At 54.8% G+C, this 23,849-nt stretch carries 18 protein-coding genes; 16 read left to right on the forward strand and 2 right to left on the reverse strand.

The genetic code is table 11. The features are described 5' to 3' along the window. Positions 1–36 precede the first annotated feature (36 nt). From ACQK2L_RS22085 to ACQK2L_RS22125, 9 genes are all read left to right on the forward strand, one after another. Positions 37–1,449 carry a TolC family protein gene (locus ACQK2L_RS22085; RefSeq protein ID WP_425399216.1) on the forward strand — a complete coding sequence of 471 codons (1,413 nt, stop codon included), beginning with the start codon at positions 37–39 and terminating at the stop codon, positions 1,447–1,449. Positions 1,450–1,582: 133 nt separating this feature from the next. Beyond that, positions 1,583–1,996, forward strand: a complete 414-nt coding sequence (locus ACQK2L_RS22090) for a hypothetical protein (RefSeq protein WP_425399217.1) — start codon at positions 1,583–1,585, stop codon at positions 1,994–1,996. Positions 1,997–2,156: 160 nt separating this feature from the next. Next, a complete protein-coding gene (locus ACQK2L_RS22095; protein ID WP_425399218.1) occupies positions 2,157–3,842 on the forward strand; it encodes an efflux RND transporter periplasmic adaptor subunit in 1,686 nt (561 codons plus the stop codon). Positions 3,843–3,853: 11 nt separating this feature from the next. After that, complete coding sequence (locus ACQK2L_RS22100) at positions 3,854–7,096, forward strand: efflux RND transporter permease subunit (RefSeq protein WP_425399219.1); 3,243 nt, start codon at positions 3,854–3,856, stop codon at positions 7,094–7,096. Positions 7,097–7,122: 26 nt separating this feature from the next. Beyond that, a complete protein-coding gene (locus ACQK2L_RS22105; protein ID WP_425399220.1) occupies positions 7,123–7,485 on the forward strand; it encodes an RND transporter in 363 nt (120 codons plus the stop codon). Positions 7,486–7,861: 376 nt separating this feature from the next. Then, positions 7,862–8,203: a heavy-metal-associated domain-containing protein gene (locus tag ACQK2L_RS22110; protein ID WP_425399221.1), complete on the forward strand. Its 342-nt coding sequence runs from the start codon at positions 7,862–7,864 to the stop codon at positions 8,201–8,203. A gap of 80 nt (positions 8,204–8,283) precedes the next feature. Continuing rightward, positions 8,284–8,841: a thioredoxin family protein gene (locus tag ACQK2L_RS22115; protein WP_425399222.1), complete on the forward strand. Its 558-nt coding sequence runs from the start codon at positions 8,284–8,286 to the stop codon at positions 8,839–8,841. A gap of 67 nt (positions 8,842–8,908) precedes the next feature. Continuing rightward, positions 8,909–9,562 (forward strand): cation diffusion facilitator family transporter, encoded by a 654-nt coding sequence (locus ACQK2L_RS22120; RefSeq protein WP_425399223.1) that lies wholly within the window; start codon positions 8,909–8,911, stop codon positions 9,560–9,562. Further along, a complete protein-coding gene (locus ACQK2L_RS22125) occupies positions 9,559–10,194 on the forward strand; it encodes a class I SAM-dependent methyltransferase (protein WP_425399224.1) in 636 nt (211 codons plus the stop codon). Before ACQK2L_RS22120 ends, ACQK2L_RS22125 begins: the two co-directional genes overlap by 4 nt. 131 nt (positions 10,195–10,325) lie before the next feature. Here ACQK2L_RS22125 and ACQK2L_RS22130 read toward each other — a convergent pair whose 3' ends face one another. Then, positions 10,326–10,631: a hypothetical protein gene (locus ACQK2L_RS22130; protein WP_425399225.1), complete on the reverse strand. Its 306-nt coding sequence runs from the start codon at positions 10,629–10,631 to the stop codon at positions 10,326–10,328. Positions 10,632–10,667: 36 nt separating this feature from the next. Between ACQK2L_RS22130 and ACQK2L_RS22135 the strand changes: the two genes are divergently transcribed. Then, positions 10,668–12,443 carry a heavy metal translocating P-type ATPase gene (locus ACQK2L_RS22135; RefSeq protein ID WP_425399226.1) on the forward strand — a complete coding sequence of 592 codons (1,776 nt, stop codon included), beginning with the start codon at positions 10,668–10,670 and terminating at the stop codon, positions 12,441–12,443. 348 nt (positions 12,444–12,791) lie between these two features. Here ACQK2L_RS22135 and ACQK2L_RS22140 read toward each other — a convergent pair whose 3' ends face one another. Next, the gene (locus ACQK2L_RS22140) at positions 12,792–13,616 is read right to left on the reverse strand and encodes a hypothetical protein (RefSeq protein WP_425399227.1); all 825 of its coding nucleotides are present in this window, start codon (positions 13,614–13,616) and stop codon (positions 12,792–12,794) included. 1,038 nt (positions 13,617–14,654) lie between these two features. On the opposite strand from ACQK2L_RS22140, the gene ACQK2L_RS22145 reads away from it, so the two are divergent. From ACQK2L_RS22145 to ACQK2L_RS22170, 6 genes are all read left to right on the forward strand, one after another. Beyond that, complete coding sequence (locus tag ACQK2L_RS22145) at positions 14,655–16,064, forward strand: efflux RND transporter periplasmic adaptor subunit (protein WP_425399228.1); 1,410 nt, start codon at positions 14,655–14,657, stop codon at positions 16,062–16,064. Positions 16,065–16,118: 54 nt separating this feature from the next. Next, a complete protein-coding gene (locus tag ACQK2L_RS22150; protein WP_425399229.1) occupies positions 16,119–19,307 on the forward strand; it encodes an efflux RND transporter permease subunit in 3,189 nt (1,062 codons plus the stop codon). An 88-nt stretch (positions 19,308–19,395) separates the two neighbouring features. Then, entirely contained in the window at positions 19,396–20,064 is a 669-nt protein-coding gene (locus ACQK2L_RS22155; RefSeq protein ID WP_425399230.1) for a hypothetical protein, read from the forward strand. A gap of 45 nt (positions 20,065–20,109) precedes the next feature. Then, positions 20,110–20,655, forward strand: a complete 546-nt coding sequence (locus tag ACQK2L_RS22160) for a hypothetical protein (RefSeq protein ID WP_425399231.1) — start codon at positions 20,110–20,112, stop codon at positions 20,653–20,655. 306 nt (positions 20,656–20,961) lie between these two features. Continuing rightward, entirely contained in the window at positions 20,962–22,200 is a 1,239-nt protein-coding gene (locus ACQK2L_RS22165) for a trypsin-like peptidase domain-containing protein (protein WP_425399232.1), read from the forward strand. A gap of 926 nt (positions 22,201–23,126) precedes the next feature. Then, positions 23,127–23,639: a hypothetical protein gene (locus ACQK2L_RS22170; RefSeq protein WP_425399233.1), complete on the forward strand. Its 513-nt coding sequence runs from the start codon at positions 23,127–23,129 to the stop codon at positions 23,637–23,639. Positions 23,640–23,849: the final 210 nt, after the last annotated feature.

The following is a 23,849-nucleotide window of genomic DNA, read 5'->3' on the forward strand; positions in this document are numbered from 1 at the left end:
CGGAGGTCAAGGATGACCCAATATCGAATCTACGGCGTGGTAATCCTGTTGCTAGCAACAGGATGTGCCGCGGGACCACAGCATTTCGCCTCGCAAACGGAAACGCCGGACGCAGAGAGTGTCGTCCTGAACAAGCCTACAATCACCAAAGTGGATTATGAAGAATCCATAGCGCCCGAGCTGATTCAACCCTCAGCAGTAGCCGAGAATCCTGCGTCCGAACCACTTGGCGGCCAGCCAGAGCGGTTGCCGGCGACGAACGACATGTCTCCCGTAAGCGGACTGTCGCTAGAGGCGCTTGAGCAAATCGCCTTTAGCAACAATCCAGCTATAGCTCAATCTTCGGCTCGCGTACGTGCTCTGCGAGGGAAATGGGTCCAGGTCGGTCTAGCACCCAATCCGACCCTTGGATACACAGCTGGCGAAATCGGTAACGACGGCGCTGCAGGACAACAAGGCGGATTTGCGGGACAGACGTTCATTACTGGTGGAAAGCTGGAATTGAACAGAGCGGTCGTTGCAGCGGAGATTGAACAAGCGGAGTCACAACTTAGCGCAATGCGTCAGCGAGTTCGCACGGATGTTCGTTCCAGCTTTTACAACACCCTACTGGCGCAACGTCGAGTGGAACTCGCCACAGAGATAGTGAAACTCACCTCCGAAGCTGCGTCGGCTTCGAAATCACTTGTCGATGCCGAAGAAATACCCGTCGCGGGCTTGCTCCAAACCGAGATTCAGGAGCAAAACGCGGAAGTGCTGCTGAGAACAGCGGAAAATGGGCTCGACCAATCGTGGCGGCAACTTTCCACTGTTATCGCTGCCGTTGATCTCCCGAGAGGGCCGCTGCAGGGTGATGTGAGCCAAATTCCCGAAGGGCTTGACTGGCAGGAGCAACTCGCCCGATTGCAATCAATGAGTCCCGAGCTGGCTGCCGCTATGGCGAACGTTGAGCGGGCGCGTCGAGCACTGAACCGCGCTTGCGTAGAACCAGTGCCGGACGTCAGCACACAACTGAGCGTTCAGTACGACGATTCTTCGGGTGATACGATTGCTGGTGTCCAGGTAGGCCTGCCAATTCCGATTTGGAACCGCAACCAAGGCGGCATTCGCCAGGCCCAGGCGGAAGTAAGCGAGGCTATAAGGAATCTGGAGCGTACGGAACTCAATCTAGGGAGCCGGCTTGCAGATACCTTTCGTCAATATGCTGATGCACATATCACAGCGGAGAGGTACGCCAGCGACATCCTGCCACGTTCGCAAAGAACGCTGGGCCTCGTCCAGCGGGGCTACGAGCAAGGAGAACTTGGCTACCTTGATCTACTGACGGCTCAGCAAACATTTTCACAGACGAATCTCGCCTACCTGAACGCATTGGGCGACCTGTGGCGAAGCTACGCCCAGATCGACGGACTGCTCCTCTCAGATAGCCTGAGTGTAAACAGCCAGTAGATACTCGAAGCTACTTCAATGCCGAAATACTACGGCATTTCTTGAATATCACTCGTGATTCTTGACGCAAAGTAAGAACGAGCCTACACTTGCAGAGTGGCCGACTACTCTTGGTGCAACATACAAAACACTTGTGTTCCGAATCCCGATCATCGCGATTATCACCCTGCGGGTGACCTTCTGCCCGTTGCTCTGCATCGGTTGCGATGACGGTGCGCAGTCGTTCCAGACGACGGAAGCTCATGTTTGCAGTTGCGCTGATAGCGACCGTGAACCGTGCGACAGCGATCAATCTCAGTTCCCCTTCGACGCTCCGACTGACTGCCCGTGCCCTTGCGACACTGGCTGCGTCTGTCAGGTGACACCGGAACTGAACAACCGCACGGCCTCGATTGACTTCGCATTGGCGGTCGATTTCCTGCCCGTTTGCTTCGACACGCTTGACTTCTCGCAGAAGATTGCGTTACGCGGCGAGGACCTGTCGCATCGACTCGACGTGATGTCGGGGCGATCGGTGCGACTCGCCCACGCTTCTCTATTGCTCTAGGCCCTGCTGGCCGTCGCTCGCTGACCAGCGAGTCGCTCTTTGAAATCGCGGGTTTTTCCGTGCGCTCATGAGTTCCTAGCCGGTCAGCCTGCCCTCGCTGCACTTGTCGCTTTGTATGCGGCTCGTGCTTGTCCGGGATTTCACCAGCAGGAGTTCTACCATGAGCCAATCAGTCGTCCGTTCGACTACCGAAGAGTCGCTACAACAATCCTCCGCACCGTCTGCCAACGGTCGCTCGGTGCAGACCTCTCCGTCGGAGACAAGACAAAAGCCACGCGGTTTCGTACGGGGAACCGTTGGGCTGACCCTCTCCAGCATTGGCCCGACGTTGGTGCTGATCGGTTTTGCGGCGGTGTTCTACTACGGACACCACAACGATTGGCGGATACCGAAGTTTGCGGCACTGACTGGCGAAGTTGAACCAGTCGTTGACGATTGGTGTGAAGAACACGCGGTGCCGGAGTCTATCTGCGTCGAATGCGATCCGACGCTGATGCCCAAGGGGCCGGACTACGGCTGGTGTCCCAATCATGGCGTTCACAATTGTACGCTGCATCATCCCGATGTGGCTCAGTTGAAAGAATCGCCGTCACCGGGAGAACTCGCTGCCGACTTGCAACGCGCCGAGCGAGCGTTGGCAGTTGCTCCACGCAAGGAGAACAATAGCGGCTGCGACGTTTATCAAACGCGAATCCAGTTTGAATCGGTGGAGGCGGTGCAGCAGGCCGGAGTTGACGTTGAATTGGTCGAACGAAAACCGATCGTTGAGTCCATCACGGGCAACGGCGAAATCGTCTATGACCCGACCCGACAGGCCAGTCTCGCGTCTCGCGTTCCCGGTAGTGTTTGGACCGTCAACAAGCAGGTTGGCGATCGGGTCACGAAGGGAGAGGTACTGGGGATTGTGGACGCCGTCGAAGTAGGGGACCTGAAGACTCGCCTCCTGCGTTCACTTGCCGAAGAGAAACTTCAACGACAAAACGTCTCCCGGCTCACTGAGGCTCGCAATGCAATCGCCGGCTCGCGAATTCTCGATGCTGAAGCAGCTCTCGCAAAGGCGCAGGCCGATGTGTTGAGTGCCGAGCAGTCGCTGCGAAATCTTGGACTGCCGGTGCTGGTCGAACGCCTGCGTCAGATGACGGAACCACAGGTCCTTGATCACCTGCGATTGCTGGGAATTCCCGATTCGGCGCGATCCCAGCTCGACCCGCAGACATCGACGGCAAATCTGCTGCCCGTCGTCTCACCGATGAACGGCGTTGTCATCGAGCGCTCGGTAACGCCCGGTGAAGTCGTCGACCCAACACGTATCCTGTTTCAAGTGGCCGACACGAGTCAGATGTGGCTCCGGCTCAGTGTGCCGCTAGAGAACATAGACCAACTCGCGATCGGGCAAGCGATTCGTTTCACTCCCGATGGCAGCCGTCGTGTAATCGAAGGCCGATTGAATTGGATCAGCACATCGGCTGATACGGAAACGCGGATGTTGGAAGTCCGTGCAGTGCTGGCCAATACCGACGGTCGGCTGCGAAACGAAACCTTCGGTACGGGTGACGTCGTTCTCCGCGAAGAACCCGCAGCGATTGTGATTCCCAAAGGCTCATCGCACTGGGAAGGCTGTTGCCAAGTCGTCTTCGTTCGCAACAAGCACTACTTCGATAGCCCCGACAGCCCCAAGGTGTTTCACGTTCGCAGCGTTCGCTTGGGGGCGTCGAATGAAGATTACACGGAAGTGATCTCAGGTGTTTTACCCGGCGAAATCATCGCGACAGCGGGTAGTGACGTGCTGAAGGCACAGTTACTGAAAAACAACCTTGGTGCAGGCTGCGACTGCGTCGCTGAATAGGGAGAGCAAGGATGCTGAACTGGTTAATTGATTTTTCGCTGCGTCACCGGGCGTTGGTGATTCTGGCCGCCGGACTGTTCGCCGTGGTGGGCGCGTTCTCACTCCAGCAACTTGATATCGACGCATTTCCAGACACCACGCCGGTACAAATCCAAATCAATACGGTCGCTCCGTCACTAGCTTCCGAAGAAATTGAACGGCAGATTACCTTTCCGGTCGAACAGGCCATCAGCGGTCTGCCGGGGCTGCATGAGCTGCGTTCGATCTCCAAGTTCGGTCTGTCGCAGGTCGTCGTGATCTTTGATGACGGCATCGACATCTATTTCGCACGGCAGCTTATTAACGAGCGACTATCCACAGTGGAACTGCCGGACGGGATTGGCAGACCACAGATGGGGCCGGTCTCCACGGGACTTGGTGAAGTCTTCCATTACGTTGTCGTCTACGACGGTGTCGATCTCTCGCAAGTCTCGCGGGAAGAGCGAGTCAAGCGGCTGACAGAACTGCGAACGATTCACGATTGGGTGATCAAACCTCAGTTGAGGTCAGTTCGTGGTGTGGCCGAGGTCAACAGTTGGGGCGGCTATGAGAAGCAATACCAAGTTCGCATCGACCCTGATTTGCTTCTGAAATACGGCTTGACGTTCGAGCAGGTCAGCGAAGCGATTCAGGCGAATAACGAAAATGTCGGCGGCGGGACGGTGACCGATGGCAGCGAGATGCTGTTGGTGCATGGTGTCGGACGGACGGTGAACATCGAACAAATCGAGGAAGTCATTGTCACGGCCAAGGATGGAGTTCCGATTCGCGTTCGTGATGTAGCCGAAGTTCAGATTGGACATGAAATACGCCGAGGGGCGGTGACGGCAAACGGTCAAGGTGAAGCCGTGCTGGGCCTTGGATTCATGTTGATGGGCGAGAACAGCGATCAGGTGACATGGGCGCTCAAAGAGAAGCTGGAGCACATCAAAGAAACACTTCCGGCGGGAGTCACGATTCAAACGGTTTACGACCGCACGGAATTGATTGACCACGTCATCCACACGGTTCAAAAGAATCTATTCGAGGGCGGTCTACTCGTCATCGCCATTCTGTTCATCTTCCTTGGCAACCTACGTGCCGGCTTGATCGTTGCCTTGGCGATCCCCCTTTCAATGCTGTTCGCGTTTTCTGGAATGCTGAAGTTTGGCATCGCTGCCAGTCTACTAAGTCTCGGGGCAATCGACTTTGGATTAGTCGTCGATAGTTCAGTCGTGATGATCGAGAACTGCGTGCGACACCTCTCGCACCCTAAATCCGGCAAGAGTCGATTGGAGATCATTCGCGATGCGGCGATCGAAGTTCGCAAGCCGACGATGTTTGGTGAGCTGATCATCATGATCGTCTATTTACCGATCCTGACGCTGGAGGGAATCGAAGGCAAGCTATTCCGACCGATGGCCTTGACGGTGATCATGGCCCTCGCCGGTTCGATGGTCCTCTCGCTCACGCTGATGCCGGTTCTGGCAAGTATCTTCTTGCCGAAGAACATCAAAGAAAAAGAGCCTCTGCTGATTCGGGTACTCAAATGGCTCTACGCACCCGTGCTGCGTTTCACAATGCACCACAAGACTTTCGTCATCGGGTCCGCGTTACTTCTGCTCGTCAGCGTGTTCAGTTTGGTGGCTCCTAACCTTGGCAGCGAGTTCATACCCCGGCTTTCTGAAGGGGCGATCACACTCAATGTGGTCCGGCTCGCGGGAACGCCGCTGGAAGAGTCGATGCGCTACAACACCCGCATGGAGCAGGTGTTGTTGGAGAAGTTTCCCGATGAGGTCAATCAGGTCTGGAGCAGAATCGGTACGGCCGAAGTGGCCACAGATCCAATGGGCACGGAACTGACCGACTTGTTTATCACTCTGCATCCTCGCGAGCTGTGGACACGAGCGGAAACACAGGAAGAGTTGACGATGCTCGTGCAACGGGAGCTTCGTGACTTGCCCGGTCCGCGACTCGCACTTTCGCAGCCTATTGAAATGCGGATGAACGAGATGATCTCGGGTGTTCGCAGCGATGTGGCGGCGATTCTCTACGGTGATGATCTTGACTTAATGAATGAGAAGGCCGTTGAAATCGAGCGTGCCTTGAACTCGATCGGTGGGGCAGAAGACGTCAAAATTGAGCAGATCTCCGGCCAGCCGGTGCTGCAAATTCAGGTCAAGAAAGACGAGATTGCCCGCTACGGAATTCCCGCTCAGACGGTGATGAATCTCGTTCGCTCGCTCGGCAGCAATCATGTGGGCGAGGTGTACGAAGGGCAACTTCGATTCCCCTTGGTGATTCGTCTGCCCGAAGCTGCACGAGCCAATCCGGAAGCAATCGGCGAGATTTTGGTCGCGACACCTTCGGGGCAGCGAATTCCGCTCTCGCGACTTGCGTCCATCGAACGCGTCGAAGGATTCAATACGATCAAACGAGACTGGTATCAGCGACGCATCACCATCGAGGCCAACGTTCGCGGACGTGACCTCGGCAGCTTCGTCGCCGAAGCACAGCGATTTGTGGATGAAAAGGTACAACTTCCCGCTGGACGTTACCGCATCGAATGGGGTGGGCAGTTTGAGAATCTGCAACGTGCTCAAACGCGGCTACTAATCGTCGTGCCGATTGCACTGCTAATGATCCTCTCGCTGCTATACATGACCTACCGCAACTGGGTCGACTCGTTGCGAGTCTTCACAGGCGTTCCCTTTGCTTGGATAGGCGGCGTATTGGCGTTGTGGATTCGGGATATGCCGTTTTCGATTTCCGCAGCAGTCGGCTTCATCGCGTTGTCCGGTGTAGCGGTGCTGGATGACATGCTGCTCGTGTCCACGATTCGTCAGCTTCGACGTCGTGGTCGCTCGCTGGACGAGGCAGTCGAAGAGGCTGCGATGATGAGGCTGCGACCGATCCTGATGACCACGCTGGTGGCGAGTCTCGGTTTTGTGCCGATGGCGTTAAGCACGGGAATGGGAGCCGAAGTGCAACGGCCCTTGGCGACCGTTGTGATCGGTGGGGTGTGTAGCGCCATGATCATGAGCCTACTTGTGTTGAGAGTCCTCTACGTCGTGTTCAATCTGCCGACGGAGAGTCATGATGAAGATGGAGGAGGCGATGACGGTCATCGTCTTGAACCGGAAGAACCGATCGACCCGGAGGCCGGACTATCGTTTGACTCAGAGCAACAGCATGAGTCCCAGCGATGGTCCGAACCGACGGTGGTCTCACCCTGAATTCGGCAACGCCGAAGGAGAACAAAATGAATTGGATGATGAGCCTCAAACGTCTGCCGCTGGCACTGGCCGCTGTGTTGGCAGTCGGAGTTACCGGATGCGGCAACACCGAAACGGCTTCCGAGCCTGCCGAATCCTCGGCAGCCGCCACTACGCAAGTCGATCACAGTCACGGCGGCTATTGGTGTGTTGAACACGGAGTGCCAGAAGGTGAGTGTGCTCGCTGTGACAAGTCGTTGGTAGCCAAGTTCAAAGAGGACGGCGACTGGTGCGATGAGCATGACCGCCCCGAATCGCAGTGCTTCATTTGCAGCCCAAAACGAGCGGATAAGTTCATTGCCCAGTACGAAGCCAAGACTGGTCGCAAGCCACCGGAGCCGACGGAGTAACGAATGCTTGAAACCAACACGCCGAGCGTTTTGGGGTCGCTCCATGCGACGAACAACCAGCATGTTGCTTTCCCTTGGACTGCTCATTCAGCCGGGTTGCATGTGCGGTTGTTTGTCGCCGCAACACACGGCATGCCACGTAGAAGACTGTCAGCAGCCAGTCTGCTCGCGAATCGCGGACCTCACGCCGCCATTTCCTGCGGCAGTTGAACGTAATGAAGACAACATCACGCCAGCCCAGTGAAAACGCTCGGCCCCAGCCACATTTGTCGACGAATCACATCACTCAAACCGAAGGAGGAATTCGCCATGTGACGCAGACAAGTAAGCCACTGACCATTTTACCAAACCAAGTCCAAGAGAAAGGAATCTCACAATGTACCGAACCTCCCTGTGTATCGCCCTGACGTTTGCCTTTGCCCTGTGCCTGTCAACGACAAGCTCTGCCGCTCCAGCGGAAACAACAACCAAGACTACCATCACGCTCAAAGTGCTGAGCTGCGAAGGCTGTGCGAAGCGAGTGCGTGAAAAGTTGTCGGCAGTAAGCAGTGTTGGTGATGTCAAAACAGATTTGAAAACAAAGTCCGCTATCGTCGTGCCCAAACGCGATGCAAAGCTCTCGCCTCGACAGCTTTGGGAAGCCGTGGAGAAGGCAGGTAAAACGCCGGTCAAACTGCATGGCCCCAGTGGAACCTTCACATCCAAGCCCAAGGCATGATAGGTGTGATAGCTGCATGAACGCGTTGCGGCTACCGGAACGGTCTCGTTCCGGTAGCCGTTTTATCAACAACAGTAACGATGACCTTGGCAAAACAAAACATTGAACGAGCAAACAACATGAACTGCGGCTGTATCGGATTCGCAGACAGAGGACACCATGAAGTCGGCAAGAGTGGATCACGTTCTATCGAACGGGTTGCTCTAATGACTTCGGTTCCCCTGATATTCGTCCTTACTGGTTGCAACAATTTCAGCCCGAACAGTCTGGAGCATCAACAGCCGACTCCACTGACGCTCACGGACAAGAACTTTCATCAGCAGGTCATCGAGAGCGAGTTGCCGGTGCTCGTCGATATGTGGGCGCCTTGGTGCCAGCCGTGCATCGAGATGAAACCAACCCTCCGCCATCTCGCGGGCGAGCTTGATGGTCAGGTGAACGTGGGCGAGTTAAACGTCGCTGACAACCCTTTCATTAGAGAGAAATATCGCGTCAGCCAATACCCAATGCTGCTCCTGTTCGTCGACGGGGAGGAAGTGAAACGCATCATCGGATCGCAATCGAAAGACTCGCTGCAAGAGAGTCTTCGCGAGCACATCAGTAACGAAGAAGACCACCAAGGTAGAGTTCAACAATGAAGACTATCATGACTGACAGCATCTGTGATCGTGACAGACTGCTGAAGGCCACCGGGGTTTCCAAAGCATGAAGGAGGACTCGAAGAAAATCCAAGGCATTCGTCGTGGCATGTACGTCGAGATCGCCAGCCTGCTTTACAACATCGCTGAAGTGGCAGTGTCGTTGACGGCCGGTTTCATGACAGGCAGTTCGGCTCTAATCAGTTGGGGCGTCGACAGCATTGTCGAAGGCAACTCGGCTGCTTTCATGATCTGGCGGCTCAATGGTGAAGTGCAGGGAATCCCCGAACAGCAGGTCTTGAAGCGAAAAAAAGTGGCGTTGTCGGTGCTCTCTTTGGCATTCACAATTGCGGCTCTGTTTATCTGTTACGAAGCGATCGGCAAGTTCATCAGCGGCGAGAAGTCGGATATGTCTTGGTGGGGCATCGGCATCCTGCTTGTTTCGCTTGTTGTGAATCCGTTGTTGGCGTGGGGCAAATACTACTACGGAAGAAAGACGGATTCACCAACGCTGAAGTACGACGCGATCGACACGATGATTTGCGAGTACCAAACGATTGTCGTCTTGATCGGCATCGGCTTGACCCAGTGGCAAGGCTGGTGGTGGGCTGATCCTGTTGCTGCGTTGCTGATCGTTCCCTATGTCGCGTGGGAAGCCTTTGAAGCCGGACGTGATGCTTGGAACGTCAATCCGACAAGGGCTCAAGGTGAGAACGGATGAACAGATCAACGACAAACCACGTCCAGAGAGAGTACGACAGACTTGCACCAACGTACGATGATCGCTGGAGCAGTTATATCGACGTTACGCTGAGTAGGACACTCGACTCGCTTCAATTTGACGGGAATGAGCATGTTCTTGATGTACCGGTCGGCACTGGTGAACTTGCGGTGAGACTGCTGAAAACGTGGCCACGCCTCCGAATCGACGGCGTTGACCTCAGTCCCCAGATGTTACAACAGGCAGCGGCCAAGAGATCTCTGTCAACCGTAGAACTACACGAAGCCTGCGTGACAGAACTTCCGTTCCCGGACAACGAATTCGACTGCGTGTTCTGCGTCAACAGCTTCCACTACTTTCGGGAGCCACGATCTGCCCTCGCTGAGATCCGTCGCGTGCTTCGTGATGGCGGACGACTGGTTCTTGCCGATTGGTGCGATGACTATCTCGCATGCAAACTGTGCAGCTTTTGGTTGCGGATTGTCGATCCGGCGTTTCATCGTACCTATACGCAGCGAAGTTGTGAAACACTGCTAGCGAAAAGCGACTTTCAGATCTTGGATGTAAGGCGATTTCGAGTCGATTGGGTTTGGGGCATGATGCGATTCGAGACGCGCGCTGGATTGGGCTGAGTCCAACGATGAACAGATTCGCGAGTGGAACGTTTGGTCCACTACGTTTTATCAAGCGACAATACAAGTCGCTTATGACATCAAGAGAGGAATTGTGAGTGAATAGTGTAGAAGACAAGTCCAGATTACAGCTACGCATACACGGCATGGACTGTGCCGAGGAAGTTTCCCTCATCAAGCGTGAATTGGTTCCGCTGCTGGGCGACGAGGACCGACTCGCGTTTGATTTGATACGCGGCAAGCTGACTGTTGATCTCACCGGAACCGATAAAGTACAGGGCGACATTGTTGCCGCTGTCCACCGTAGCGGCCTGAGAGCGGAGGTGTGGGACGACGATCCACAGCCAGATCGTGAGCTGACGTTTTGGCAACGCAACCAGCGAGCGATATTTACGACCGTTAGCGGCGTGGCCGGATTGATCGGTCTTCTGCTTCACCTCAGTTTACGACCCAGCGAAGAGGTCGTACCGACGGTGGCCATCGTGTTTTATTTGATCGGCATCGTGGCGGGATTGGTGCTCGTCGCACCTAAAGCGTGGCGTTCGCTGATTGCCCTGCGTCCCGACATGAACCTGCTGATGACGGTAGCGGTCACTGGGGCCGTGCTGATTGGCGAATGGTTCGAGGGGGCTGCCGTCGCGTTTCTGTTCGCGGTGTCACTACTGCTGGAATCATGGAGCGTTGGCCGGGCGCGTCGTGCGATTGCTTCATTGATGGACTTGACACCACCAACGGCCCACCTACGAGATGAAACTGGCGCGGTGAGTGATGTGACTCCGGCGGATGTGCCAGTTGGTTCCACAGTCATTGTGCGTCCCGGTGAAAAGATTCCGCTTGATGGTCGCGTTCTCAGCGGAATCAGTGGCGTGAATCAGGCACCGATTACCGGAGAAAGCGTGCCTGTCGAAAAAGAAATCGGTGATGAAGTGTTTGCCGGAACTATCAATGGCGACGGCTTGCTGGAAATTGAAACAACCAAAGCTGCCGACGATACGACGCTCGCTCGCATCATCAAGATGGTCGGTGACGCCAGTTCCAAACGTGCTCCATCGGAAAAATGGGTGGAGAAGTTCGCGGCAATTTATACACCGATAGTCATGATCGTCGCCTTATTGATGCTCGTGATCCCACCGCTGGTTTTCAGTGCTGAGTGGTCGGTATGGCTGTATCGATCGCTTGTTCTGCTGGTCATCGCGTGCCCCTGTGCGTTGGTCATCTCGACTCCTGTTAGCGTGGTCGCATCGTTGGCGGCTGCGGCCAGAAACGGCGTGCTCATCAAAGGTGGCGTGTTCGTCGAGGTACCTGCGCACCTAAAAGCAATAGCAATGGATAAGACGGGAACTCTCACACAGGGTGCGCCCGCTGTCGTTGACGTTGTTCCCATGAACGGACACGACGAAGCAGAGCTACTGATGCGAGCCGGGGCGTTGGAGTTGAATAGCAATCATCCGCTGGCCCGAGCGATTGTTGAGGAAACCAAACGCCGGAACCTTGAGGTTGATCCGGCCGATGAATTTGAGACGATTCAGGGGAAGGGGGCGTCAGGCGTCATCAACGGGAAACGATTCTGGCTTGGATCGCATCGCTATCTGGAGCAACGCGGGCAGGAAACACCCGAGGTTCACAAACAATTAGAGTCGATGCAGGAAGCGGGACGAACCGTCGTTGTGGTTGGAAACGATGAACACGTTTGTGGTTTCATCACACTGGCCGACGCCATTCGGGAAGAAGCCCGCGATGCGATTCGTCAGCTCCACGAAGCAGGTGTCGAGCAACTGGTGATGCTGACCGGTGACAATGAAGGCACAGCCAAAGCAATCGCGAAAGAAGCAGGTATCGACGAAGTTCACGCTGAATTATTGCCTGAAGACAAAGTTGTAGCGGTCGAGAGACTGGTCAATCAGTATCAACACGTCGCAATGATCGGCGATGGCGTCAACGATGCCCCGGCACTGGCGCGTGCGTCGCTTGGACTCGCAATGGGTGCCGCCGGTAGTGATGCGGCCATTGAAACGGCAGACATCGCGCTAATGTCCGATGATCTCTCAAAACTGCCGTGGTTGATTCACCATTCACGCCGCACCCTGCGCGTAATTCGCCAGAACATTATCTTTTCGCTCGCCATCAAGGTGCTATTCGTGGTGCTTACCTTTGCTGGGTTCGCATCATTATGGGCCGCTATCGCTGCCGACATGGGAGCGTCTCTACTGGTGATTGCCAACGGGCTACGCTTGCTCAAATCGCAATAATTATTAGGTTCTACCGTTTTCGGCAGCACACGCACCCGTGATGAGACTGTGGCTCCAATGAAAAAAGGTTGGAAGCAAGTCGCTTGCAGATTTCCAATTTGCAAATATTCATGAATCGCATGGGCGTACTACGCCCAGTGCTTGGAGCTGGAACGAACAACAAAAGACGACGTCCCAGGACTTGGCACGTCAGGAGTTTCGTTTCTGCATCACATGTGAGCGGCAAAGCCGATCGCTGCTTTACCGCCGTTTCCCTAATGTTCAGCGATCGGCTGTCGGGTGAATTCGTAGCTTGTCGCCACATGGCAGCGCGCCACAGCAATCACGCTTCAGAACGAGGTCGGCTAGCTACGGCACTGTAGGCGGCGGAGGAACGTTGACCGCCGCGGGCGGTGGAGGAGGTGGGGCAACCTCCTCGCTCTGTGGGGCAGGCGCCGATTCCGTAGCATCCCCATCATGAGGCTTGACCCCGATGTCATTCATCAGATGGTGTAGTAACGCTTCCATCGAATCTATTTTTGTGACGATGCCCGCCTGACCAATCTGCTTTTGATGTTTCCTACTCCACCCACGGACTTCGCCCTGCACGTGATGAAACAGAGGATCAAGTGCCTGAACTTGGCGTGCAATTTCCTCCCGGTCGTCCTGATGTTCCTTCACATGCATGGATTTGGCGGCGTCAAGAATCTGATACGCTTCACGATAAGTCTCGTTGAAACCTGGGTTGTGTGCGTAGTTGTAATGCAGATCAAGGCAGAGTTCATTCGCTAGACGCTCGAGACGTCCTGACAAGTCGTCCACCTGTGAAAATCCCCCAAACTCGATGGCGATCGGCTTGGCGACAACGTGAGTGTTCGGGGTGACCGCGTACGTCCGAGGCTGGTAATAGTAGGCCCCGGAGTCTACCCAGTAGCTGCCGTGGTGATGGCGGTCGTAGTGAGGAACAACGAAATGTCGTCCGATATGAACATCGACATGACCGAAGCTGTGGCCAAATCCATGGCCGCCATGATGGTCATGCCCCCCGTAATGACCACCGCCGATATGTCCACCGAAGTGGCCGTGGCCGCCATGGTGTCCGTGTCCATGCTGAGCCACGGCAACAGGTGTTTGCCAGAGCAGGAGCGTAGTAGCGGCTACAACCGAGAAGAGTCGTGCAGGGAATTTGTTCATTGTTTTTCTCCTCATTCGACCATCGTCAGTTATCGGTCCACATGAGCACGCGAACAGCGGAATCTCGGTAAGAAAGGACTATTCCCAGTTGGATTGTGCGGGGGATAGCGAAAGGACCGCGGATTCGTCCCTGCTAGCACTATACGCCTTCGACTAGATCGTTAGTAGGCATGTGTAGTGTGATGTGAGCCTACGGTTGAGCAGAAGAGTCTTGCAAACCTCGAGGAAGAGGTCATTTGGGAACTACACGGGGCCGCAGGCTCTGAACTATGGCTTCCCTCCTGGCGAAAAACGGAAGTTGATATCGCAAACGGAAGAAACCGGGAAAAACGGGGCGAATATCCCTATTTGCCTGAACGGGGCCAATAGGTACAATTCACACTCAAATCAATTGCCCCCGTGGGACAGTTCTGTTGAATTCCTTTCTGCGTAGTATGACCGCCTCAGCAATCCTAATACACGGATTGGTGGGATGCTGCGCGCATAGTGCTCATGGCGCCGCGTCAGAAGGCTGTTCGGATCACGCTGACGTATCGTGCTTCCACGCCGATGACGACGACTGCCACGAACTGGCAGGTGACCTACATGGTGAACCGCAGGCTTCGGATATTTTGACACTAGGAGATTCCTGTGATCACCAGCCGAACCCCGCTACGCCGCACGAGTGCCGCCACGGTTCATGCCAATGGACGGTCGCTGATTTCAGCGGCCTCCAGCTGCTTACGCAGCATGTGCAACTGAATTACGACGGACTTGAAATCAATTCAGGCGACAGCCAAGCTTGGAAGTCCGTTACTTCTTCTCGCTCTCTTGGAAAGTCGCCGCACCCGCTGCCGGTGCGCGCACATCTAGCTAAAAACGTGCTTCTAATTTGAAGCAGCGTTCTCGCCTTTGACAGCGCTATTCGCTGTTTGGTTTGGCGATTCTTCGAAATGCCTTCGCCTGAGTGCGTAGGTGTTGTCTGAAAATCAGTATGCGCTATTTGCGCTATAGACTGATTGCCTCATCCTTTCGGGTAACTTCCAGAGTCCCTTGACTATGTCTACGAATCCACTCCGAAATCGACTAACGCTCGGCATTGCACTGGCGGTCTTGCTAGTCGCTTCGCTTGGCGCAGCTGTGCTCACAAAAGACCGCTGGCTGCCGCAACTACGATCCGCACTGGGGCAAGAGGCGTTGCACAATAGTGCCGCCACCGATGAGCACGCCGGCCACGATCACGGAGATGCCCACAACCACGGACACGAAGGTCATAGTGAGTCGGCATCGATCGAGCTAAGCGACAAAGGGCTGAAAAACATAGGTTTTGAACCTTACTCCATCGAGCCGACGGCGTACGAACGGACGCTCACCCTGCCGGCGATCGTTGTAGAGCGACCCGGCCGGTCTCAGGTTCATGTCACCGCTCCCTTGACGGGCATAGTGACCACGATCCATGCGGTTAATGGAGAGGCCGTCGAACCTGGCGCGCCCCTGTTTGAACTTCGATTGACTCACGAGGAGCTGGTCACCGCGCAACGGGACTATCTTACTACCCAAGCCAATCTTGGAATCGTGGAACAGGAGATAGCGCGGCTTGAAGGACTCGGGGAGGGAGTCATTGCTGGCAAGCGGATCTTGGAGCAAGAGTACGAAAAGCAAAAGTTGGAGGTGGCGTTCTTGGCAGAGGAGCAGGCGATGCTGCTGCATGGCCTTAGTGAGGAACAAATCACCGAGATTCGCCAGTCGCGACGTCTCTTCCGTAGCCTGACAGTGCGTGCGCCAGCCCTCGCAGACGCAGGCAGCGCTTGTCAAGGACCTCACTTATTCACGGTGCAGAGGCTGGGGGTCGCCAAAGGCGAACAGGTGGAGGTGGGACACGAGTTGGCAGTGTTGTCCGACCACTGCGAGTTACATGTCGAAGGACAAGCGTTTGAGGATGACGCGTCTCGGATTCGAACTGCCGCCGACGCAAGAAAGAGCGTATCCGCGCGTCTGCTCAAGGGCGAATCACCGGGAGCGGTCGTGAAGGGATTGGAAGTGCTTTACGTGGCGGACCAGATTGATCCAGAATCGCGAGCCTTAAAGGTTTACCTGCGTCTCGCCAACCAGGTGGCTGCAGATCGGTCCGGCGGCGATGGCAAACGATTCGTGGAGTGGCGATACAAGCCGGGGCAACGAATGCAAATCGGCATACCGGTCGAGACATGGGAAAACCAACTGGTGCTTCCGGCGACTGCTGTCGTCGACGAGGGCGCCGAGGCCTACGCCTATCGGCAGAATGGCGACCATTTCGACCAAGTGGCGGTGCATGTGCTGTACCGAGACCAAGACTCTTTGGTAATTGCTAATGACGGGGCGCTCTTCCCTGGCGACACCATCGCCGGTGAAGGCGCCTATCAAATGCACCTTGCCTTAAAAAATAAGGCGGGTGGAGGCGTTGATCCCCACGCTGGCCACAATCACTAATGGCGTCCTTACAGTCGCTTCAAAATTAATCACTTAGGTCTACCGCAACACGCCATGCTCAATGCCATTATTAGATTCGCTCTCCAAAACCGCCTGCTGGTTATCGCTGCCGCGGTCTTGATGTTGGGCTACGGTGGATGGCAAGCAACACAGCTGCCGATCGACGTCTTCCCAAATCTCAATCGCCCTCGGGTTGTGGTGATGACCGAGGCCCACGGTCTAGCGCCCGAGGAAGTCGAAACTCTGGTGACGTTTCCTATCGAAACTGTTCTGAACGGCGCCACGGGTGTCCAGGATGTGCGGACTTCCTCAGGCATCGGTCTTTCTGTGGTCTATGTTGAGTTCGATTGGGGGACGAATATCTATAACGACCGCCAGATCGTCGCCGAGCGTCTGGCCTTAGCCAGTGATGTTCTACCAGATGACGTATCACCACAACTAATGCCAATTTCGTCAATCATGGGCCAAATCATGATCGTTGGCGTGGCTGCCGAAGGGAGTACGACCCCGATGCAGTTGCGCACGCTATCAGACTGGGTGATCCGCCAACGCCTCCTGACAATTCCTGGCGTCTCGCAGGTTATCGTTATGGGAGGAGATCGCAAGCAATTTCAGGTACTAGTCGATCCCGACCTTTTGCTGCGTTTTGGGGTTACGCTGCATGAAGTCAAAGAGGCTATCCAAGGCAGCAATCAGAACACGGCCGGTGGATATCTCGACGAGCAAGGACCGAATGAATTCTTGGTTCGTTCTCTAGGGCGAGTCAATACCATCGACGAGATTGGTGACATTGTGGTCAAGCAACGCGATCGGCAGTCGATCACGCTGTCTCAAATCGCAAAGATTGCCGAGGGCGCCCAAGTAAAGCGTGGAGATAGCTCGGCATTTGCACGTAATGCCGGGGGCGAAATGACCGGGGGACGTTCAGTCGTATTGACCATCCTCAAGCAACCCGACGCCGATACTAGGGCGGTTACGAACAAGGTGACCGAGGCACTGGAAGAAATGCGGCCTTCGCTACCAAGCGACGTTCGTATTCTTCCTGAACTCTATCAGCAGAAGGAATTCATTGACCTAGCCATCGAGAACGTAATCGAGGCGCTTCGGGATGGCGCTATCCTCGTCGTTATCATTCTGTTTCTATTCTTGATGAACCTGCGAACGACATTGATCACACTCACCGCGATTCCCCTGTCGATCGTCATCACCGCCATGGTTTTCACCCTTTTTGGCTTATCGGTCAATACGATGACGCTTGGCGGACTCGCCGTGGCGATTGGCGAACTTGTCGATGACGCGATTGTTGATGTTGAGAATATTTTTCGTCGATTGCGCGAGAACCGTCACTCTGCCAAACACAAGAACCCGCTTGTAGTTGTTTTCCAAGCGAGTGTCGAGATACGTAACTCGATCGTCTATGGCACACTCATCGTCATGCTCGTGTTCGTTCCCTTGTTCGCCCTTTCTGGCATGGAAGGGCGTCTCTTCACGCCGCTTGGCGTGGCATACATCGTATCGATCGCCTCTTCACTGTTTGTGTCGCTCACCGTGACGCCTGTCCTGAGCTACTGGTTGCTGAGGGGGTCCGCAACCGAAGGTCAGGAGCGCGATGGAATATTGCTACGTGGCCTCAAGTGGCTGGCGGACTTGGTAATTCGCCTGAGCCTGAGGCTCGCGTGGCCGATTCTCATCGTTGCCGCCATCGTGGTCGGAATCGCCGGTTGGAGCGTCTGGCAATTGGAAAGCGACTTCCTGCCGCCGTTCAACGAGGGGGCGGTACAGATCAATGTCTTGCTTCCACCTGGAACGTCCCTGGAGACAAACAATCAAGTCGCCGCGCGGGTCGAGCAACGACTGGCCAAAATCGACGACTTGGTCGCTTTCGTCCGTAAAACGGGTCGGGCAGAACTGGACGAGCATGCCGAAGGGGTCAATGTTTCTGAATTCGTCGCAACCGTAGACCCCAATACGGAGCGTTCCCGTGAGGAGGTCATTGAAGAGATCAGCGAAGCGCTCGCCGACATTCCGGGAATTGTGACAGCGGTAGAGCAACCGTTGGCTCACCTCATCTCGCATATGCTCTCGGGTGTTAAAGCGCAGGTAGCAATTAAGCTGTATGGTGACGATCTCGATGTGTTGCGTCGTGAAGCTGAGGGGATGAAAGCGGCGATTGCCGACATTGAGGGTATCCGTGACTTACAAGTCGAGCAGCAAGTGATCATTCCTCAGCTTCGCATAGAAGCCGATGGGCAAAAGCTCAAAACGTTTGGCCTACTACGTAGCGAGGTCAACGAGTTCGTGGAGACCGCTATGCAAGGAGAAGTCATTTCTCAAGTGCTTGAAGGCCAACGGACATTCGATTTGATGGTGCGACTCGGTGAGGAATTCCGCGAGGATCTCGAAGCCCTTAAACGCCTGCAGATCGACTTGCCAGATGGCGGTAGCGTCAAGTTAGAAGACGTGGCCCGCATCTATAAAGCTGGGGGACCGAACACTGTAAACCGCGAGCAAGTGCGACGCCGGATCGTTGTTCAATGCAACGTATCTGGGCGTGGTCTGGTGGACGTCGTCGGCGACATCAAAGAGCGACTGGCGCCGATCCGCGCCGAGTTGCCGACCGGGTATTTCGTCGAGTTCAGCGGTCAATTCGAGAGTCAACAATCGGCCTCGCGGATGATCGCAATACTGTTCGCAGTTTCACTGGTGGGCATGTTCCTCGTGCTTTTCAAGATGTTTCACTCAGCGAACCTAGCCCTCCAAGTGATGGTGGCGTTGCCGATGGCGTTCATTGGTAGCGTGGCCTCGCTCTACCTGACCGGACAGACACTGACCGTTGCTAGCATGGTCGGGTTTATTTCGCTTTGCGGAATCGCCTCTCGAAACGGCATCTTACTGATCAACCACTATTTGCACCTTGTCAAATACGAAGGGGAGCAATGGACACGCGAGATGGTGGTCCGCGCCGGCAAAGACCGACTGGCGCCTGTCTTAATGACGGCCCTGACGTCGGGTATTGGACTGGTGCCGCTAGCGCTAGCTGCCGGGGAGCCGGGCAAGGAGATCCTTTATCCAGTTGCGACCGTAATTATAGGCGGGCTTATCACCAGCACCCTGCTTGAGTTCCTGGTTCGCCCAGCCTTGTTTTGGAAAGTAGGCATTGGAGCAGCGAGGCGAGTTGTCGAGTCTAGTCGCGACCGGGTCGAACTTGTGGAAGAAGATCATTTAATCGAGGAGGGGCATTAGCATGAAGTGTAAACCCGGTTTGCGAATGATGCGTGGAACAGTTGTCGTTGGCTGTTCCGATATGGTTTCTCTACAAGGAGGAAGAAAAATGAAGTACGTGATGTCACTATCGGTTGCGATCGTTAGCGTGATGGCGTCGGCAACCTTCGCTCAAACGCCGGTAGGCGAGGAGAAAGAGGTTGTCATTGCTCATCGTCTACAAGAATGGCAAACGAAGCACTTCGACGACCCCGCCAAGGCTCAGCAACACGCGGATGCCCTCAAGAAGCTTGGCGCCGAAGTCCGCTTCGATCAGCACAGCGGTCATACGGATGTGGCTTATCGCTCCGTAGGCTGGAAGCCGTTCCGAGTTGGATCGGACGAACTGGCACACCAATGGGAAGACTGGCTGAAGGCATCCGGTTTCGAAACGATTCATGGACATAGCCCGGACCATGAAAAACACGCCCATCATGAAGGACACGATCATGATAGCGAACATCACGAAGTTATTCTCTTCCGCTCTATTCGCCAACAATCGCAGCACTTTAACGATGCGGCTGCTGCCAACGAGTTCGTCACGATTGTTCAGGCACTTGGGTGCGATGCTGACAAGAGCGAGCACGCCGGCCACACGGACGTTCGCTTTGTTTGTCCGACATGGATGGCGGTCGAGTTTCCCGACCACAAGACAGCCGAGGGATGGATGAAGTGGTTGAAGTCAGCCGGCTTCGAGGTTCAGCACGACGACGATCACGAACAAGGGCATGACCACTAAACGCGAGCATTAACATACGCTTGCACAATTCACACTAGGAGAACCATGATGAATACATTGCAAACAAATCGTTTATTTAGCCTTTCGGTCGGCTTCGGAATTGCGTTACTTGCGTTGTCTGGGTGTGGTAAGAGCACCGATAATAGCGCGTCCGAGACATCCGCACCTCCGGCGACAGTCGATACTCACAATCACCCCACAGAAGGTCCTCACCATGGTGGACTCATTGAATTGGGTAACGAAGAGTACCACGCAGAATTAGTACACGATGAAGCTGGCGGAAGCGTGACCATCTATCTTCTTGACTCGGCAGCAAAGTCTGCGGTTCCAATCAAAACCGCTGAATTGACCGTGAACCTCACCCACGACGGCCAGGCTGAACAATTCAAGTTGACCGCAAAGCCAGACGCGGGCGATCCGAGCGGCACGTCGTCCCGCTTTGTATCCACCGATGCAGAACTTGCGGAAGAACTTGACCATGAAGGAGTCAAAGCCCAATTAGTTGTTTCGATTGGAGGCAAGCAGTTTCGCGGAGAGATAAGTCACGACCACGACCATGAAGAGCACGCTGATGAAGAGCACGATCACTAAGCCTCGCTGGCCACTACTCGTAGCGTATTATAAGAAGGAGGAACAATGGGCGCAGTAAGTTGCTTCAGAGGACGAGCGGTTCTGTGCGCATGTATCGGGATAGCGTCTTTGGGACTACCAAGTAGGGCTGAAGAACCTAGAGGTCTTCCCGAAACGGACAAGGAATCCACAGCCCACAACCTGTCGGAAGCCTTTCGGAATGCAGCCGACCGAGCATCGCCGGCGCTGGTGAGCGTCTACTCGATGCGAGGTCCGCGAATGACGGCTCGATGGCGACAGAGAGAAGCGTCGCGACATGGACATTTCATGTCAAATGACAAGAGGCCAACGGGACCATTGTCATCGAGAAGCCGGACAGACGATCAAGGGTCGGGAATCGTCATCGATAGCGATGGGACGATTCTCACCTGCAATCATTTGGTTGCGGCTGCTGATGCACTCATGGTCGTGCTCCCCGACGGGAGCACTTTCGAGCCGGTAACGGTCTTCAGTGATCCCACTGCGGATTTGGCCTTAATCCGTATTCAAGGAGCCGGTGAACTGGCCAATGTGGATTTCGGAGATTCGGACGCATTGCAGATGGGGGATTGGGTCGTGACGCTCGCAAACCCATATGAATTGAAACATTCTCTCAGCGCCGGAGTCGTCGGCTCCACAAATCGCTGGGTACCAGGTACGCACCATCCGTTGATTCAATACGACGCCTCAACCAATCCTGGAAGCTCTGGTGGTGCGTTGCTCAATCTTCGTGGCGAAGTCGTCGGGATTATCACTGGTAGCTTTGGCCAAAGCGAAAGCTTTCAAGGCATCGGGTTGGCCGTTCCCATGAGTGTTGTGAAACGGTCCATAGAACAGATGCGTGATCCCAAAAAGTCGCAGCATGCGTACTATGGTTGGCAGACCAAAGCACTGTCGCCTGTGGTGGCAAAGCAGCTAGGTTTACCAGTGGCAGGAGGACTCTACGTTGAGGATGTGGAACACGAGTCACCTGCGGCAAGAGCCGGAATTGAAGAGGGTGACGTGATAACCCACAGCGGCGACCAACCCCTGGATGCACATTTCGACCCGACACAACTTTATGAGAACCGAGTTTCGGGAGAGAAGCATTATTTCACGCTGTTTCGTGCAGGCAAAGCCATCGAGGTGAATGTTCGGATAGATGTGACGGAAGACCGGAACGGTGCATTAGAGCACCATGAGAAGCGGCCGCAACAACACACATCAGTCTATTTTGATGATCGACTCGGCCTGGGCCTTGATGAGCTAGACGGCAGCATCGCTCGCGAACTAGGCTTTCCCGAGGATACGCGAGGCGCGCTGATTAGCTACGTGGAAATTGGAAGCCCGGCGTACAAGGAGGGAATTGCCGCGGGAATGATTGTAGTACGCATGAACGAGTCCGCCATTCGCGACCTTGACCGGTACAAACAAGTCGCCTCGACAAGCCCGCGTAAAAGCCCGCTGTTGATGCTGATTGAGACTAACGAAGGAAAACACTTGGTGGTGTTCGAAGACATAAGAAATGCCACCGCCGTTGGGCATTGAGGCCAATGGTGAACATACAGATTGAAAGTAACCTTTATCGAAAACGAACAGGACCGCAGAGGCGTTTTCAATGTACATTACTTACCAGCTCGTGGAGCTGCGCCCCCCAAAGCGAATGCAAGAGTTAAATGCTAGCACAATAACGCAAGTGAGAGAAACGCTGAGCGAGGGCATCCATCAAATTGGCGTATACGGCAACTTTGACTTTTTGATGTAATGAAATTAATGGCGAATCGACGATATTACCTGAAATGATGTTCCTTCGATCTACCAACCCTTAACGTGCATGATGCTCAGAAACGCCCAACTTGTCCGAAAGGCCGTGGCCATATGCCTCGCGGTCTTGCTGTCGTGCCAAACGGCACTGGCGGGACGGTGCGTTTGCTCAGAGCGCCCGGGGGAATGCATTGCTAGCTGTACGTGCAGAAGCGACTTAACGCATCGCAATGCGGGTGCCTCATGTGCTGGGTGTCTACAAGGAGCGTGTTCCGGCACTTCGGAGCCCGGAGATGTGCCAGTACACCCGTGCCACTGCCAGTGTCATCAAGCTCCACTTGCTGCCCTACCGCAGTCGTCTGTGACGGTAGTAGGATTATCTGATCTGGTACAGTTCTTCGACTTTCCGTCGCACATATTGCCGGCAGTACACGGGAATCTTTCACTTTCCGCAATCCGATTACTTGATGTAGGCGGTGCCTGGTCACCGCTGGACACTTGTGTCCTCTTCTGCCGCTTCTTGGCTTGAAAAACGTCCACTGTTTCCGTTGGTCGCACGCAATGCTTGCCGAACAGCGGGTGTCATGACGTTTGTGTTCATCTGAGCTGTCGCCTGCGTACCTAAAGCGATACTGCTGGTAGGCATCTACTGGCATCCTTACAGATGCCGGCGGCTCTCCATTTCCAAGCCTATAAAAGGGAGTTTTACAATGTTAGCCTCTACATGCGCGCTGCGCGGTCTTGAAGGATACGCAAAAAGTGTTGAGTTCGTTGGTCAAAACAGCATTCGTCGCCGGGAACAGCCCATGCGATCCCGTGGGCGTTCTGCGGCGATTGGAGCAGTTATCGTCGCAGAGTTTCGTGATGAGGTCTATGCGTCGATTCAACAACTGTTGCGTCGCTATGGGATAACGACCTATCGGGCCCAGAATGCAACCGAGCTTGCTGGGGCGATGGTGCGTCACCGGACGGAACTTGTTTTATTGAGTGCTACGCAGCCTGACGAGAGCGCCTGGCTGTCGTCGGCAAAGCTAAGAATTCTCGATTCGCACCGGTCGGTCTGGATCTACACACCAACGCGACCTAGCGCACTTGACGAATGGCTGAGTATGGCAGGCGCCGACGATGTCATCGTTTATGGCGGCGTGCTTCATTCGCTGATCGATTCGTTGCAGCTAAGACTTGGCTACCGAGAGTTCAGGGCTGAATCTATCTCCGCGTAAGTCATGTAGCGAATCCAGTGTTTTGTCGAACTGTATCGTGCTGCCTGTGTGAGGCAGTGAGTGTTTTCCCCGAATCATGGAGGATTCAATCAATGTTGAGGACCAGTGTACTAATGCTGTTTATTGCAGCCACGTTGTGTCTAGCCGCGACTGGCTGTCAAACCACAGGTAAGAACCATCGTCCCGGAAGTTGTCCCAGTTGCGGACCTT

Origin of the sequence: Aeoliella sp., from assembly GCF_965227375.1 — a bacterium.
Taxonomy (GTDB): Bacteria; Planctomycetota; Planctomycetia; order Pirellulales; family Lacipirellulaceae; genus Aeoliella.

Coding starts and splice junctions, on each gene's coding strand:
- ACQK2L_RS22095 (WP_425399218.1), top strand. CDS start 2,157: ATGAGCCAATCAGTCGTCCGTTCGACTACCGAAGAGTCGCTACAACAA.
- ACQK2L_RS22100 (WP_425399219.1), top strand. CDS start 3,854: ATGCTGAACTGGTTAATTGATTTTTCGCTGCGTCACCGGGCGTTGGTG.
- ACQK2L_RS22105 (WP_425399220.1), top strand. CDS start 7,123: ATGAATTGGATGATGAGCCTCAAACGTCTGCCGCTGGCACTGGCCGCT.
- ACQK2L_RS22110 (WP_425399221.1), top strand. CDS start 7,862: ATGTACCGAACCTCCCTGTGTATCGCCCTGACGTTTGCCTTTGCCCTG.
- ACQK2L_RS22115 (WP_425399222.1), top strand. CDS start 8,284: ATGACCTTGGCAAAACAAAACATTGAACGAGCAAACAACATGAACTGC.
- ACQK2L_RS22120 (WP_425399223.1), top strand. CDS start 8,909: ATGAAGGAGGACTCGAAGAAAATCCAAGGCATTCGTCGTGGCATGTAC.
- ACQK2L_RS22125 (WP_425399224.1), top strand. CDS start 9,559: ATGAACAGATCAACGACAAACCACGTCCAGAGAGAGTACGACAGACTT.
- ACQK2L_RS22140 (WP_425399227.1), bottom strand. CDS start 13,616: ATGAACAAATTCCCTGCACGACTCTTCTCGGTTGTAGCCGCTACTACG.
- ACQK2L_RS22145 (WP_425399228.1), top strand. CDS start 14,655: ATGTCTACGAATCCACTCCGAAATCGACTAACGCTCGGCATTGCACTG.
- ACQK2L_RS22150 (WP_425399229.1), top strand. CDS start 16,119: ATGCTCAATGCCATTATTAGATTCGCTCTCCAAAACCGCCTGCTGGTT.
- ACQK2L_RS22155 (WP_425399230.1), top strand. CDS start 19,396: ATGAAGTACGTGATGTCACTATCGGTTGCGATCGTTAGCGTGATGGCG.
- ACQK2L_RS22160 (WP_425399231.1), top strand. CDS start 20,110: ATGATGAATACATTGCAAACAAATCGTTTATTTAGCCTTTCGGTCGGC.
- ACQK2L_RS22165 (WP_425399232.1), top strand. CDS start 20,962: ATGTCAAATGACAAGAGGCCAACGGGACCATTGTCATCGAGAAGCCGG.
- ACQK2L_RS22170 (WP_425399233.1), top strand. CDS start 23,127: ATGTTAGCCTCTACATGCGCGCTGCGCGGTCTTGAAGGATACGCAAAA.